The 12,713-nt window shown below is 58.5% G+C and carries 15 protein-coding genes; 14 read left to right on the top strand and 1 reads right to left on the bottom strand.

Going from position 1 to position 12,713, the window contains the following annotated elements:
- Window positions 1-2 precede the first annotated feature (2 nt).
- The 13 genes from AC0CW1_RS04300 to recO all read left to right on the top strand — a co-directional run bounded on the left by AC0CW1_RS04300 (window position 3) and on the right by recO (window position 10,025).
- The gene (locus AC0CW1_RS04300; RefSeq protein ID WP_488181823.1) at window positions 3-347 is read left to right on the top strand and encodes a histidine triad nucleotide-binding protein; all 345 of its coding nucleotides are present in this window, start codon (window positions 3-5) and stop codon (window positions 345-347) included.
- A 147-nt stretch (window positions 348-494) separates the two neighbouring features.
- Complete coding sequence (gene rpsU, locus AC0CW1_RS04295; protein WP_161254949.1) at window positions 495-671, top strand: 30S ribosomal protein S21; 177 nt, start codon at window positions 495-497, stop codon at window positions 669-671.
- Window positions 672-685: 14 nt separating this feature from the next.
- Window positions 686-1,135, top strand: coding sequence for a GatB/YqeY domain-containing protein (locus AC0CW1_RS04290; protein WP_488181822.1), 450 nt, complete (start codon window positions 686-688; stop codon window positions 1,133-1,135).
- A 168-nt stretch (window positions 1,136-1,303) separates the two neighbouring features.
- A complete protein-coding gene (yqfC, locus tag AC0CW1_RS04285; RefSeq protein WP_488181821.1) occupies window positions 1,304-1,588 on the top strand; it encodes a sporulation protein YqfC in 285 nt (94 codons plus the stop codon).
- A 15-nt stretch (window positions 1,589-1,603) separates the two neighbouring features.
- Window positions 1,604-2,839 carry a sporulation protein YqfD gene (yqfD, locus tag AC0CW1_RS04280; protein ID WP_488181820.1) on the top strand — a complete coding sequence of 412 codons (1,236 nt, stop codon included), beginning with the start codon at window positions 1,604-1,606 and terminating at the stop codon, window positions 2,837-2,839.
- A gap of 30 nt (window positions 2,840-2,869) precedes the next feature.
- Window positions 2,870-3,838: a PhoH family protein gene (locus tag AC0CW1_RS04275; RefSeq protein ID WP_488182116.1), complete on the top strand. Its 969-nt coding sequence runs from the start codon at window positions 2,870-2,872 to the stop codon at window positions 3,836-3,838.
- 26 nt (window positions 3,839-3,864) lie between these two features.
- Entirely contained in the window at window positions 3,865-6,117 is a 2,253-nt protein-coding gene (locus AC0CW1_RS04270) for an HD family phosphohydrolase (protein ID WP_488181819.1), read from the top strand.
- Window positions 6,095-6,589, top strand: a complete 495-nt coding sequence (gene ybeY / locus AC0CW1_RS04265) for an rRNA maturation RNase YbeY (protein ID WP_488181818.1) — start codon at window positions 6,095-6,097, stop codon at window positions 6,587-6,589. The genes AC0CW1_RS04270 and ybeY overlap by 23 nt, the downstream gene beginning before the upstream one ends.
- Window positions 6,580-6,942 (top strand): diacylglycerol kinase, encoded by a 363-nt coding sequence (locus AC0CW1_RS04260; RefSeq protein WP_488181817.1) that lies wholly within the window; start codon window positions 6,580-6,582, stop codon window positions 6,940-6,942. The genes ybeY and AC0CW1_RS04260 overlap by 10 nt, the downstream gene beginning before the upstream one ends.
- A gap of 61 nt (window positions 6,943-7,003) precedes the next feature.
- Window positions 7,004-7,444 (top strand): cytidine deaminase, encoded by a 441-nt coding sequence (gene cdd / locus AC0CW1_RS04255; protein ID WP_488181816.1) that lies wholly within the window; start codon window positions 7,004-7,006, stop codon window positions 7,442-7,444.
- A 94-nt stretch (window positions 7,445-7,538) separates the two neighbouring features.
- Window positions 7,539-8,483, top strand: coding sequence for a GTPase Era (gene era / locus AC0CW1_RS04250; protein ID WP_488182115.1), 945 nt, complete (start codon window positions 7,539-7,541; stop codon window positions 8,481-8,483).
- 12 nt (window positions 8,484-8,495) lie between these two features.
- Window positions 8,496-9,206 (top strand): deoxyribose-phosphate aldolase, encoded by a 711-nt coding sequence (gene deoC, locus AC0CW1_RS04245; protein ID WP_488182114.1) that lies wholly within the window; start codon window positions 8,496-8,498, stop codon window positions 9,204-9,206.
- A 12-nt stretch (window positions 9,207-9,218) separates the two neighbouring features.
- The gene (recO, locus tag AC0CW1_RS04240) at window positions 9,219-10,025 is read left to right on the top strand and encodes a DNA repair protein RecO (protein WP_488181815.1); all 807 of its coding nucleotides are present in this window, start codon (window positions 9,219-9,221) and stop codon (window positions 10,023-10,025) included.
- A 70-nt stretch (window positions 10,026-10,095) separates the two neighbouring features.
- Here the strand turns inward: recO and AC0CW1_RS04235 are convergent, their stop codons facing one another.
- Entirely contained in the window at window positions 10,096-11,463 is a 1,368-nt protein-coding gene (locus AC0CW1_RS04235) for a hypothetical protein (RefSeq protein WP_488181814.1), read from the bottom strand.
- A gap of 299 nt (window positions 11,464-11,762) precedes the next feature.
- On the opposite strand from AC0CW1_RS04235, the gene glyQ reads away from it, so the two are divergent.
- Entirely contained in the window at window positions 11,763-12,680 is a 918-nt protein-coding gene (glyQ, locus tag AC0CW1_RS04230) for a glycine--tRNA ligase subunit alpha (protein ID WP_488181813.1), read from the top strand.
- The last annotated feature ends 33 nt before the right edge of the window (window positions 12,681-12,713 follow it).

Here is a 12,713-nt window from a genome sequence, read left to right as displayed (position 1 = left end):
TTGTGAGCGACTGCATCTTTTGCAAGATCGTCCGGCGGGAGATTCCGGCTCAACTTGTCTACGAAGACGAGCAGGTCGTCGCTTTCCGGGACATTAACCCGGTGGCGCCAACCCATATCCTGATCATCCCCCGGGAACACATCCCTTCTGTGGCGGCAGCCACTGCCGAACACCAGGCCCTGCTGGGTCAACTCCTTCTGGCCGCGCCGAAGATCGCCGAAAAGGTTGGCATCGAAAAGGATAACTTCCGGCTGGTGATCAACACCGGCGCCGATGCCGGCCAGACCGTCTTCCACCTCCATGTCCATCTCCTGGCCGGAAGAGCCCTTGCTTGGCCACCGGGATAAAACGGCAGCAACTCCCCGGTTGACGCTTTCGCTCCCTGGAAGTATAATGTAGACTGTGTGTATCTTGTTTGTTGCACACTACCGTTCGCCGCACCAAGCACAGCCTGGACCCGGCATCATAGATACCAGCGGGGGGAGGGAAGCGGAATGAGCGAAGTACGAGTTGGTAAAAATGAGACTTTAGATAGCGCCCTGCGGCGTTTTAAGCGCTCCTGCCAGAAAGCGGGCGTTTTGTCGGAATGCCGAAAGCGTGAACACTATCTTAAACCCAGTGTGAAACGGAAGAAAAAATCAGAGGCAGCCCGGAAACGGAAATCCACCTGAGGAATGGTGACATCATGTCGCTAAAGGAACGTTTGATGGAGGACATGAAGCAGGCGATGAAGGACAAAGAGGCCGGCAAGTTCCGCCTCTCTGTCATTCGCATGGTTCGATCCGCCATTCAGAAAGTGGAAATCGATAAACGGCGCGATCTCACGGAAGAAGAGACCATCGATGTGCTTGCCCGGGAAGTGAAACAGCGCCGCGATTCCATCACTGAGTATGAAAAAGCGGGCCGCTCTGATGCCGTAGAAGCGCTGAGAGAAGAAATCGCGCTTCTGACCGCGTATCTTCCCCAGCAACTTTCCGAAGAAGAGGTCCGCGCGCTGGTGCGGGAAGCTGTGACATTGACAGGCGCCCAGAGCCCCAAAGACATGGGCAAGGTCATGGGGGTTCTGATGCCGAAAGTCAAAGGTCGCGCTGACGGTAAACTAGTCAACCAGGTCGTCAAGGAGATCCTTGGCTAAAGACTAATTGTACAACCCCGGTGACGGATAAAGAACCCTTGCGGGAAACAACCGCAAGGGTTCTTTTTTGTGTCCTCTTGAAAAGCCGGCGCGCCTCTCTCGGATGGCGGGGCATGTTCGCTTGCCTTCCCGCATAGGTATGGACAAGGATGGAAAGGAGTGCGGAACATGGCCTGGGAAAGAGGCAAGCAGCGTCTGCAAAAGGCATTGGCCGGATTCCTGGAAATGCCCAAGGATGTGCTGTTAGATTACCCGAAGATCACCATGATCGGTCAGGTGCAACTCGTGTTGGAAAATCACCGGGGCATCGTCGAGTATTCCGACGATCGCATCCGCATCGGCATCACCGGAGGCGAGTTGGAGATCAGGGGAGAACAACTGGTGCTTCGGACGATCCTTCCTGAGGAACTGGTCGTGGAAGGGCGCATCTACCAACTGAATTATTTGAAATGACTAGGGGGGAAGGCCATGCTGCGCCGATGGTGGTCCCTTTGGTTCGGCTTTTTGGGCATCAAAATCGAAGGTTCTCAATTGGAAAAATTCATCAATCTGGCGGCGAGCCGGGGGATCCCCCTCTATGACCTGCGGCGAGAAGCGTCAGGCCGTATGTCGGCTAAGGTGCGCATGGATGGCTTCCGTTCACTCCGCCATGTGGCCCGCCGATCAGGCAGCCGTATGCGCATCGAGTCGCGCTATGGCTTGCCTTTTTACGCCTCGTCGTTGAAACGGCAGCGCTCCCTCGTCATCGGCGTCTTATCGTTTGTGTTGACCATTCTGATCATGTCCACCTTCGTCTGGGATGTCGATGTCATCGGCAATGAAAAGGTGGACAAGCAGCAACTGTTGCAGGCGGCCAGCGAAAAGGGGATCCGCGTCGGATGCTGGCGGCCTTTGATCAATGTGCGTGAGGCGGAACAATCGATCATGAGCGCCGTTCCCGGTTTGGAGTGGGTGGGCATCACAGCTAAAGGAACGCGTGTCGTCATCGAAGTGCAGGAAAAGGTGTTGCCGAAAAAATCATCTGTGAGCGGTCCCTGCAATATCATCGCCGCCAAGGAGGGCGTCATCCAGCGTCTCATGGTCCTCGTCGGAGAGGGGAAGGTCGCCGAGGGCGAGCGTGTAAAGAAGGATCAGTTATTGATCTCGGGACTCCTCTTTGAGCATGGACCAACTGTCAGAACCCAAGGGGAGGACAAGCCGGAGCCGCCCAAACTGCTTGACAAGGTGCAGGCTCGCGGAGAAGCCTGGGCGAAGGTCTCCTATGATCAATGGATCGAAGAGCCTATTGTCTTGGAAGGGTCGGTTCCCACAGGGGCTATCAGCGAACAATGGCGCATAAGATGGGGAAATCAGGAAATCATCATAAAAGGTCCCCGCAGTAGCCCTTATCCGGTGGGTAAAGAAGAGGTTTCCATGAGAACTCCTTCATTATGGAGGAATCTAGGCTTACCCGTCGAAATAATAAAAACAGAGTATCATGAATTGCGCAGCTTCCGGCATGAGCGGACCGCTCAGGAAGCGATGGTGGCGGCCCAGGAAAAAGCCCGGCAGGCCGTCGGCGATCTCTTGCCGCCAGGCGCAAGGGTGTTGCGGGAGATGGTTTTCCCCCAGCCGGCGCCACCGGGAACAGTCAAAGTGAAGGTATCGGTGGAAGCGCTGGAAGACATCGCCCTTCCCCAGTCGATCGAAGCGGGCACAGAATAGGCGCGAGGCGTCACGGGAGGTTGGACAAACCTGTCGGCATCCAGCCAAGAGCAAAGAATCCATCTTGAAGACAACTGGGAAGCTGTGGGGCTTTTCGGCCAGCGCGATGAGAATCTGCGGTTGATCGAGCGCTTAAGCGGGGCCAAGATCGTCGCCCGCGGCGCCGAGATCATCATCACAGGCGCCAAGCCTGTCGTCGAGGCGTCCACAAGGCTGATTGAACAATTGATCGCCCTCGTCCGGTCCGGGCGAGAGGTGGGTCAGAGCGAGATCGAGTACGCTTTTCGCCTGATCAATGAAGGGCACCCACCGCTGATCGCCGAAGCGCTCGGCGATGTGGTAATGACAACGCCGCGGGGAAAGCAGATCAAAGCGAAAACATTGGGCCAGCGGAAATACCTGCAGACCATCCGAAAAAACCAGGTCATCTTCGGCATTGGACCGGCCGGGACGGGTAAAACCTACCTGGCCGTCGTCATGGCCGTACTGGCTCTGAAGAACAAAGAAGTCAACCGGATCATCCTGACCCGTCCGGCTGTGGAGGCTGGGGAGAAGTTAGGGTTCCTCCCTGGGGACTTGCAGGAGAAGGTTGACCCCTACCTGCGCCCCTTATATGATGGGCTGTTTGACACGATGGGTGCTGAACCGACCCAGAAATACATGGAGCGCGGGGTCATCGAGATTGCGCCGCTGGCCTATATGCGGGGACGCACGCTTGACGACTCCTTCATCATCCTCGACGAGGCGCAAAACACGACGCCGGAACAGATGAAGATGTTTTTGACCCGCATCGGTTTTGGATCGAAAGCCGTCGTCACCGGCGACATTACACAGGTGGATTTGCCCCGGGGCGCGAACTCGGGGCTTGTGACTGTGCAGAAGATTCTGCAGGGTATCGAAGGACTCGCTTTTCATTTCTTCACCACGGGAGATGTGGTGCGCAACCCTCTCGTCGGCCGGATCATTCGCGCCTATGAGGATTATGAAGGCCAGGGCTGACAGGGAAATAAATGAGGTGAAATCGGGTGGCTTACAGCCAAATGACGGCCCTGTTGACGTTGGCGTTGCGGAAAGTATGGCAATACCGGACAACACGCCGAGTCGTTTTCGGCTTCACTTTTTTCCTGTTCTATACTGTGATCCTGGCCTTGCCCCACTTGTCTTCCCTGGAGACGCTCGAAGTGGGGCAGACAAGCCAGAAAGACATCAAATCGCCGATCACGAAGGAGATTGTTGACGAGGAACGGACCCGACTGGCTCGCGAACAAAAAGTCAACGCCACGCCCCCCGTCTACACCCATGATCCCAACGTAGCCGGGCGGAGCCAGCGTGATATTGAACAGTTGTTTAAAGCGATCTCCGACTACCAACGGGCAGGTACGGAACCGCTCAACGCGGATACCGCCTCTGCCGGCGCCCCCGCAGAACAGCGGCGGTGGGATCAGTTGAAGGTGCAGATGAATGTGCCGATCCCGGAGGGCCTGCTGCGCAAGCTCGTTGCCCTCCGTCCTGAATCGCTCGCTTTTATTCAGGCGGAAACGCAAAATCAGATCAACGATCTGCTGAGCATGCCCGGATTGACCGATACCGTTGATGAAATGCCTCAAGGGATGCCCCTTACCCGGGCTGCTGGCAGGGTGCTCCCTTACAGCTTGCAGGAAGCCCACGCCATCGTCCTCGATCGGATCGACAGTTCTGTCTTGACACAGGAATCGAAAGAGATCCTGCGTACCTTGATCCCGCTCTTTTTGCGGTCCAACTCGACCCTAGATGTAGACGCCACGAAGCGCTTGCGCAACGAGGTGCGTCAGAGTGTTGCGCCGATCACATTCCTTGTCCGTAAGGACGATGTGATCGTCCGCGCCGGTGATGTCGTCACCGAACAGCAGATCGAACTGCTAGCCCAATTGGAGCTGTTGCGGACAGGCGCTGCCTGGTTGAAACCGCTGGGAACAGTATTGCTCGTCCTCCTGAACATGACCGTTGTGCTCTGGTACCTGCGTACGTACCGGCGTGATCTCTATCAAGATGAACGGATGCTCCTGCTGTTGGGCTTGATGGCGATGATGACGCTGCTGACGGCGCGGATCATCGCTTCGATAAACCTGCATGAGCAAAGGGCCGTCTATGATCAGCTACTCTACGTCATCCCCGCCGCGACGGGTCCGATGCTGATCGCCATCCTCCTGGACAGCCGCGTGGCCGTTTTCATGTCGCTGGTGCTCAGTATTTTCATCGGCGTAATCGCTGAAGGCTCTATCCCGCATGCCATCGTGGCTTGGATTGGCTCTCTCGTCGGTGTCTACAGCGTTTCCCGCTTCAGCCAGCGGATGGATTTCGCCCGGGCCGGTCTGACGATGGCCGCTGCCAATGCGCTGACTGTGTTTGCCATCGGTCTGTCCATGGGCGTCAAGATTCCCATCATCGCCACGTATGGATTGCCGATGGCCGTTGTCAACGGAATCCTGTCGTCGGTCTTCATGATCGGATCCTTGCCGTACCTGGAGTCGGCCTTTAAGCTGACCACATCGGTGAAACTGCTCGAACTGGCCAACCCGAACCACCCTTTGTTGCGGCGGTTGCTGATGGAGGCGCCGGGCACGTACCACCATAGCCTGCTCGTCGGAAACTTAGGCGAGGCGGCGGCCGAGATGATCGGCGCTGACGCATTGCTCGTTCGACTGGGGGCCTATTACCACGATGTTGGCAAGATCCGCCGGCCTGCTTTTTTCATTGAAAACCAGTCCCAGGGGCAAAATCCCCACGACAAGATCGCCCCTTCCCTGAGCACCCTGATCATCACCTCCCATGTCAAGGACGGCGCAGAACTGTGCCGGGAGGCGGGCCTGCCGCCCCAGGTGGTCGATCTAGTGGAACAGCACCACGGCAATACCCTTGTCTCTTACTTCTATCACCGGGCCTTGGAGGCGGATCGCACAGAGTCCGTTCAGGAAGGTGATTTCCGCTACGACGGGCCCAAGCCGCAGAGCAAGGAAGCGGCGCTGGTCATGCTGGCCGATACGGTCGAAGCGGCCGTCCGCTCATTGCCCCAACCCACCTCAGGCAAGATCGAGGGTCTGGTGCGCAAACTGATCAAGGAGAAACTGAACGACGGGCAGTTGGAGGAATGCGACTTGACCTTCAAGGATCTTGATCGCATCGCCCAGGCCTTCTGCCGCGTCTTCAACGGGATCTATCATACACGGATCGAATACCCCGAGAGTGTTTCCAAAGAATTGGACGGGAGGAAGCGCAGTGGAACTGTATATAGTGGATGAACGGGAAAGCCTTTTCCAAGACCCGGAAGTGGAAGAAGCATGGCAGTTGATGCTGGAGCAGTTGGCGATGGCTTGTCTCGAGGAGGCCGGTCATTCCATCGAGGAAACGGAGATCAGCCTTGTCCTGACGACCGATGAAAAGATCCGTCGCCTCAATGCCGAGTACCGGAAGATCGATCAGCCGACAGACGTCTTGTCCTTCGCCATGGAGGAACAGGCTGATGATGAGCCGGACTTTGAAGACCCCACGGCAGGCAAGGTGCTGGGCGATATCATTATCTCCGTAGAAACAGCGGAACGACAGGCTGAGGAGTACGGCCACTCCCTGGAGAGGGAGATGGGCTTTCTCTTCGTCCATGGCATGTTGCACCTTTTGGGCTACGATCACTGTGATGAGGAAGAGACGAGCCGCATGCGAGCTATGGAGGAAAAGGTCTTGCAAACCCAGGGACTCAAGCGAGAATGGACCTGAAAAAGTTCCTCTGCTCCTTCCGCTACGCCTGGCGCGGCATCCTCTGGGTGATCGCGACGCAACAGAACATGCGGATCCATCTGATCGCCGCTGTGACCGCTCTGGCCCTGGCTGCCTGGTTTCGTTTAGGCGGCTGGGAACTGGCCTGGGTGGTCACGGCTGTTTTTCTGGTCCTGGCTGCGGAATCCTTCAATTCCGCCGTCGAAGCGGCCATCGATCGCATCGGCCCGGAACAACACCCCCTGTCTGGCGCCGCTAAGGATGCTGCCGCCGGCGCTGTTCTCTTGCTGGCATTGCATGCCTTGATCGTGGCGATCATCGTCTTTGGTCCGCGTCTTTTCAGCATGCTTTGAAACAGTAATCCCCCCGCAGCGGACATCCTAAGAAAGTCCAACGATAAAGGAGGACGACGCGATGGCTTTATCGTCCGAGCAAAAATCCATTCTGCCAGAAGCGGTGCTACAGGAGTTGATCGAAAGAGCGCGCCAAGCCCGTGAGCGCGCCTATTCGCCTTATTCGCGTTTTCGCGTCGGTGCAGCGCTGCTGGGGGAGGATGGCGTCATCTACAGCGGCTGCAACATTGAGAACAGCTCCTTTGGCTTGACCAACTGCGCCGAACGGACCGCCCTTTTCAAAGCCGTATCAGAGGGCTGCCAACGCTTCAGAGCCCTCGTACTTACCTCTGATGCGAAGGCGCCTGTTACGCCTTGCGGCGCCTGCCGCCAGGCGCTGGGCGAGTTCGCTCCTCAGATGCCTGTCTATATGATCGACGATCAGGACCGCCTGGAGATCAGACTGGTGAGCGAACTCTTGCCAGGCATCTTTCGGCTTGATGAATCGCTCGGCAAAGCGTAATTGGAATTAAAAAAGACTGAGGTGAGCCCTTTTGGCGGAAAAATATCGGTTTGTCCGGCGGTACCAGCGGGAGAAAAGGCCTCCCCGACCGGAGATGACAGTCGCCAATGTTCCCGCGCCGGAGATTGACGGCAAAAGCGCGGAAAAACTCCGCTCCGGTTTTATCAGCATCATCGGTCGTCCCAATGTGGGCAAGTCGACGCTGATGAACCAACTGATCGGCAAAAAAGTGGCCATCATGTCTGACAAGCCCCAGACGACGCGCAACCGCATCGTCGGGGTGCTCAACGCGGAAAACGGTCAGGCCGTCTTCCTGGACACCCCTGGCATCCACAAACCGAAGCACAAGCTGGGCGAGATCATGATGACGACAGCCCGCAAGACCTTGAGCGAGGTGGACCTGATCCTCTACGTCGTTGACGCTTCGGAGGAACCGGGCGGGGGAGAGCAGTTCATCAGCCACCTGCTCAAAGACATTAAGACGCCTGTCTTTCTCGTCGTCAACAAGATGGACGCTGTCACCCGGGAAGAGGGCTTGAAGAAGATCAGCCAGTACAGCCAACTGGTGGCATGGCAGGAACTGATCCCCGTTTCGGCCAGGGTGAAGACCAACCTGGACCGACTCAAAGACCTGATCTTCGACAAACTGCCGGAAGGACCCCTCTACTACCCCTCGGGCTCTTTCACCGATCAGCCGGAACGGCAGTTGATGGCGGAGTTGATCCGGGAAAAGGTGCTTCATGCCACCCGCGAGGAGATCCCCCATTCGGTGGCCGTCGTCATCGAACAGATGCAGGAGACGCCGAAAGGGGGCATGGTCGTCTATGCCACCATCTTTACGGAACGGGATTCCCAAAAGGGGATTCTTATCGGCAAGGGCGGCTCACTGCTGAAAGAGGTCGGACAGAAGGCCAGACAGGAGATCGAGGCCTTGCTGGGGACTTCAGTCTATTTGGAACTCTGGGTGAAGGTGAAGAAAGACTGGCGCCAGCGCCCTGATGTGCTGCGCTCCTTCGGTTTCGACGAAAAAATGGAGTGATCGCCCTTGAGTTTGCCAACAAAGGAAAAGTGGACCCGGGAGAGGGTTGCGCCGCTCATCGACCATACGCTGCTCAAACCGGAGGCGGGGAAGGCGCAAATCGAAAACCTTTGCCGCGAAGCGGCCGCCTTCGGTTTTGCCGCTGTCTGCGTCAACCCCGTCTGGGTGGAAACCTGCGCCAACCTCTTACAGGGCAGCCAGGTCAAGGTGGCCACCGTCATCGGCTTTCCCCTCGGCGCCTCTCTGAGCCGCCTGAAGGCGTCGGAGGCGCGGGAAGCCTTGCGGGCAGGCGCCGATGAACTGGATATGGTGATCAACATCGGCTGGGCCAAGATGGGTCGCTGGGATGATGTCGAGGCCGATATCGCCGGTGTCGTCGGGGAAGCCCGCCAAAAGCCGGGCGCCATCGTTAAGGTCATCGTCGAGACGGCGCTGCTCACCGACGAAGAGATCATCGCCGCCTGCCAGCGCGCCCTAACCGCCAGCGCCGACTATGTAAAAACGTCGACAGGCTTCGGGCCCGGAGGCGCCACGACAGGCCAAGTGGCGCTGATGGCGGAGACGGTGGGAATCCATGCCCGCGTAAAAGCCTCCGGGGGCATCCGGACGGCTGAAACGGCAGTGCGTATGCTCGAAGCTGGCGCCGACCGCTTGGGGACGAGCGCCTCTCTGGTCATCCTCGACGGTCTCTCCGGTGTCGCTGACTTCCCGCGAACAGAATAGAGGAGGGCGAATATGCGCGTCTACCGCGCCGAGGCGCTGGTCCTGCGCAGCCGGAGCTATGGCGAGGCAGACCGGCTGCTGACGCTGCTCACCCGCGAACGGGGCAAGGTGAACGCCATCGCCAAAGGGGTGCGCAAACCGACGAGCCGCCTGCGCGCCGGCACACAGCCGCTGACGCAGAGCCAACTGGTCCTCTATGATGGCAAGAACCTGCAGACGGTGACCCAGGCGGAACCGATCGAATCTTTCGCCAACCTCCATGGCGATGTGGAGCGCTTCACTCACGCGTCAACCATGGCCGAGTTGGTAGACCGGCTCAGCCCTGACCACAGCGGGGCCGACCTGTTCCCGCTGCTGCTGACAGGCTGGCACCTGCTCACCGTTTTCCCGGGCGATCTGGTCGCCTGTCTCTTTCAACTCCGCTTGCTGGACCGGTTGGGTTACTGCCCGGAACTCTTCCTCTGCCTGGACTGCGGCGAACCGGTCGAGATCGCCGAATCCGGGCCCTGGCCCGCCTATTCACCGGAGATGGGCGGGGTGATCGGCGCCTGTTGTCGCCATCGCCACACCGAGACAGGCCTGATCGCCCCTGGCGCCCTGGGGCTGCTGCGCCACTTGCTTCAGATGGACCCGCGCGACCTCGGGCGTCTGCGCGTGGGTCCCAAGGTGTTGCGTCATGCCTCCATCCTGCTTCAGGAGACCATCCGCAGCCGTTCCGAGGGGAATATGCGCTCTTGGGCGGTGATGGAATCCGTCGGCAAGACCCTGCCTGATGAGGCGGCGCCAACGGTGGCGCCAACTGAACCGATGAAAGAGTAGAAAGAGCCCCGGAGTCCATGCTGCAGGCTGGTAGCTCAGCGACTCCGAGGCTCTTTTTTGTTCTTATTTTCTAGACGAACAGTTCCTGAACCGGCTTATGGCTCGCTTTCAGGTACGTTTCCGTCGGCAGCAACTGGACGGCGGCGCAGCGGATGACGCCGCTGCCGTCTTCGGCTGTCATCCAGTGGGAGCAGTAGACGAAGGGTCGCTGAGGATCAGGGGAGAGACTCATCCCCTTGAAGGTGATCCCTTCTCCTTCCATCATCGGAACCAGGGCGTCCTCTGCGTCCTTGGGACCGAGAACGCGCCCCCGGACGACAGGCGCGCCCGGTTCCTCGGCGCGCTCTTCGATGCGGAGCCAGAATCCCGGATAGGCCGGGAAGAGAGCGCCGCCGGGAACGAGCACAGGCGAACCGCCCCAGAGGGAGCGCACCGTGATGGCGCCGTCTTTCCAGAAGGGGAAACTGGCGACCACCGGTTCTCCGATCTTCAAACCGCCGACAGAATCGACGGCGATGAAGGTCAGTTCGGGCGGAGCATCCGGATCGACGGGCGGTAAGTCGTTATCAGCCCAACTGGCTTCGACGGCCCTCCCCACGACATTGACAGCCATGATCAGATCCGATAGGCCCATCCGGCGATCGCGGGGGCTTTCGGCGATGCCGGGCCGGCCGCCGGCGCCGGGTCCCCAGAGTTCGCGAACAATAGACCGGGCGTCGAACTGGCCCCCCTCACAGGCGATGGTGATCGTCCCTTGCCGGGAGTCCAGGACCACCGTGGCCGGCACGATCCGCCCGAGACGGGGGGAGTAGTAGGCGGCAGAGCAGCGGGGGCCTTCGGTGACGAAGACGCGGACCAGGGGGCTTTCGTCGACCAGCCTGGCTTCAGAAACAGCGTCATGCCCGGCAGCCCACTGCTGACCGGCGGTGAGCAGTTCGCGATCACCCGTCAGGATGGCCTCGATCGCCTCGCCGCCCTTGACGACATGGTTGGTTACATTGATCGTCCGCCGGAAGGGGCCGAGGGGAAGGTGCGATTCAGACCAGGAAGACCAGGCGTCCAACTGCTCCCGCACCTGCTCGGGAAGGTCGCCGGCCCGGTGGGGCCCTCGCACCTGAAGATAAGCGGCGCCAGCCCAGAAGTTTTCATCCTGTGGCTTTTGTCCAATCAGGGCGAGACAAGCGCCGATCGTATCTAAATCCAGCCGGGAGATGACGACGGCCCCCTTCTCCAGGGGAGTGAGTTCAGCGATGCACGGTGTGGGACGGCCGGCATAGGCGCCCGTCCGGGTAGCCAGGGTCGGGGCATCTCTGCCTTCGACAACAGTGGACCCGTACTCTGCTTTCACCGTCGCCACAGGAAGCCCGGCGAGGAACATCTCGTCAACGATCTGAAAAGCATCGAGAGCTGTCGGCGCCAGAAAGACGGCAACTGACATAAAATACGCTCCTTTCCCCTGGTTGACAATCCGTCCATGGCATTTATTGGCACTAAATGATTATACCGGAGCGGAACTTTTTATTCAATCGGAGAACCGATTATTTTTCACTTTCTGCCGATTGTTAAAAATTCCTGCCGTTACGATAAAATCGATCATCCGATTCCCCCATGGTTTCGTAATTTTGGTCTTTTTGTGTTAAAATTGAGTTTGATTACTCGGAATGGGGGCGGCAACGGCTCGAAGATAGGACAGCGACGATAAATGGGAGTTACCATGATTAAGGAGGACGCTTGACCGTGAACTTTCAAGAGATCATTCTGGCGCTCAACCAGTTCTGGGGGGAACAGGGATGCATCATTCAGCAGCCCTATGACGTGGAAAAAGGCGCCGGCACGATGAACCCGGCCACCTTTCTGCGCGCCCTCGGACCAGAGCCCTGGAATGTGGCTTATGTGGAACCTTCGCGCCGTCCCACCGACGGGCGCTACGGTGAAAACCCGAACCGTTTGCAACACTACTACCAGTACCAGGTCATCCTGAAACCCTCTCCCGACGATGTCCTGGAGATGTACCTGGACAGCTTGCGCCGTCTGGGCATCGACCCGCTCAAGCACGACATTCGCTTCGTCGAAGACAACTGGGAGTCGCCGACCCTCGGCGCCTGGGGTCTCGGTTGGGAGGTCTGGCTCGACGGCATGGAGGTGACCCAGTTCACCTACTTCCAACAGTGCGGCGGCATCGACTGCCGGCCTGTTTGCGCCGAGATCACCTATGGCATCGAGCGGATCGCCATGTTCATCCAACAGAAGGATTCCGTCTATGACATCGAATGGGTCAACGGCGTCACCTACGGCGATGTCCATCACCAGGGAGAGGTCGATTACTCCCACTACAACTTCGAAGTGGCCGACACGGACGCCCTGTTCACCTTTTTTGACATGTATGAAAAAGAGGCCTTGCGGGTCATCGAAAAGGGACTCGTCCAACCGGCTTACGATTATGTGCTCAAGTGTTCCCATGCCTTCAACCTCCTCGATGCCAGGGGCGCCATCTCGGTGACGGAACGGACCGGCTTTATCGCCCGTGTGCGCCACCTGGCCCGCGTCTGCGCCCAAGCCTATGTGAAACAGCGGGAACGCCTCGGTTATCCCCTGATCAAGGATCCGGCGCAGCGCGAGCAGCTCGGGTTGGATCAGGCAAAAGCAGGGGAGTAGAAGCTGTGGCGCAGGGGTTGCTCCCCGTGGAAA

The sequence above is a fragment of the Heliomicrobium sulfidophilum genome, from assembly GCF_057715735.1.
Note: the sequence above shows the minus strand (reverse complement) of the source record. Positions and strands in the feature narration are given on the sequence as shown.

Bases quoted from the DNA above. Each gene is read 5' to 3' on its own strand.
- rpsU (WP_161254949.1), top strand. From the start codon at position 495: ATGAGCGAAGTACGAGTTGGTAAAAATGAGACTTTAGATAGCGCCCTG.
- era (WP_488182115.1), top strand. From the start codon at position 7,539: ATGACAGTCGCCAATGTTCCCGCGCCGGAGATTGACGGCAAAAGCGCG.
- recO (WP_488181815.1), top strand. From the start codon at position 9,219: ATGCGCGTCTACCGCGCCGAGGCGCTGGTCCTGCGCAGCCGGAGCTAT.
- AC0CW1_RS04235 (WP_488181814.1), bottom strand. From the start codon at position 11,463: ATGTCAGTTGCCGTCTTTCTGGCGCCGACAGCTCTCGATGCTTTTCAG.
- cdd (WP_488181816.1), top strand. From the start codon at position 7,004: ATGGCTTTATCGTCCGAGCAAAAATCCATTCTGCCAGAAGCGGTGCTA.
- yqfC (WP_488181821.1), top strand. From the start codon at position 1,304: ATGGCCTGGGAAAGAGGCAAGCAGCGTCTGCAAAAGGCATTGGCCGGA.
- yqfD (WP_488181820.1), top strand. From the start codon at position 1,604: ATGCTGCGCCGATGGTGGTCCCTTTGGTTCGGCTTTTTGGGCATCAAA.
- AC0CW1_RS04260 (WP_488181817.1), top strand. From the start codon at position 6,580: ATGGACCTGAAAAAGTTCCTCTGCTCCTTCCGCTACGCCTGGCGCGGC.
- AC0CW1_RS04290 (WP_488181822.1), top strand. From the start codon at position 686: ATGTCGCTAAAGGAACGTTTGATGGAGGACATGAAGCAGGCGATGAAG.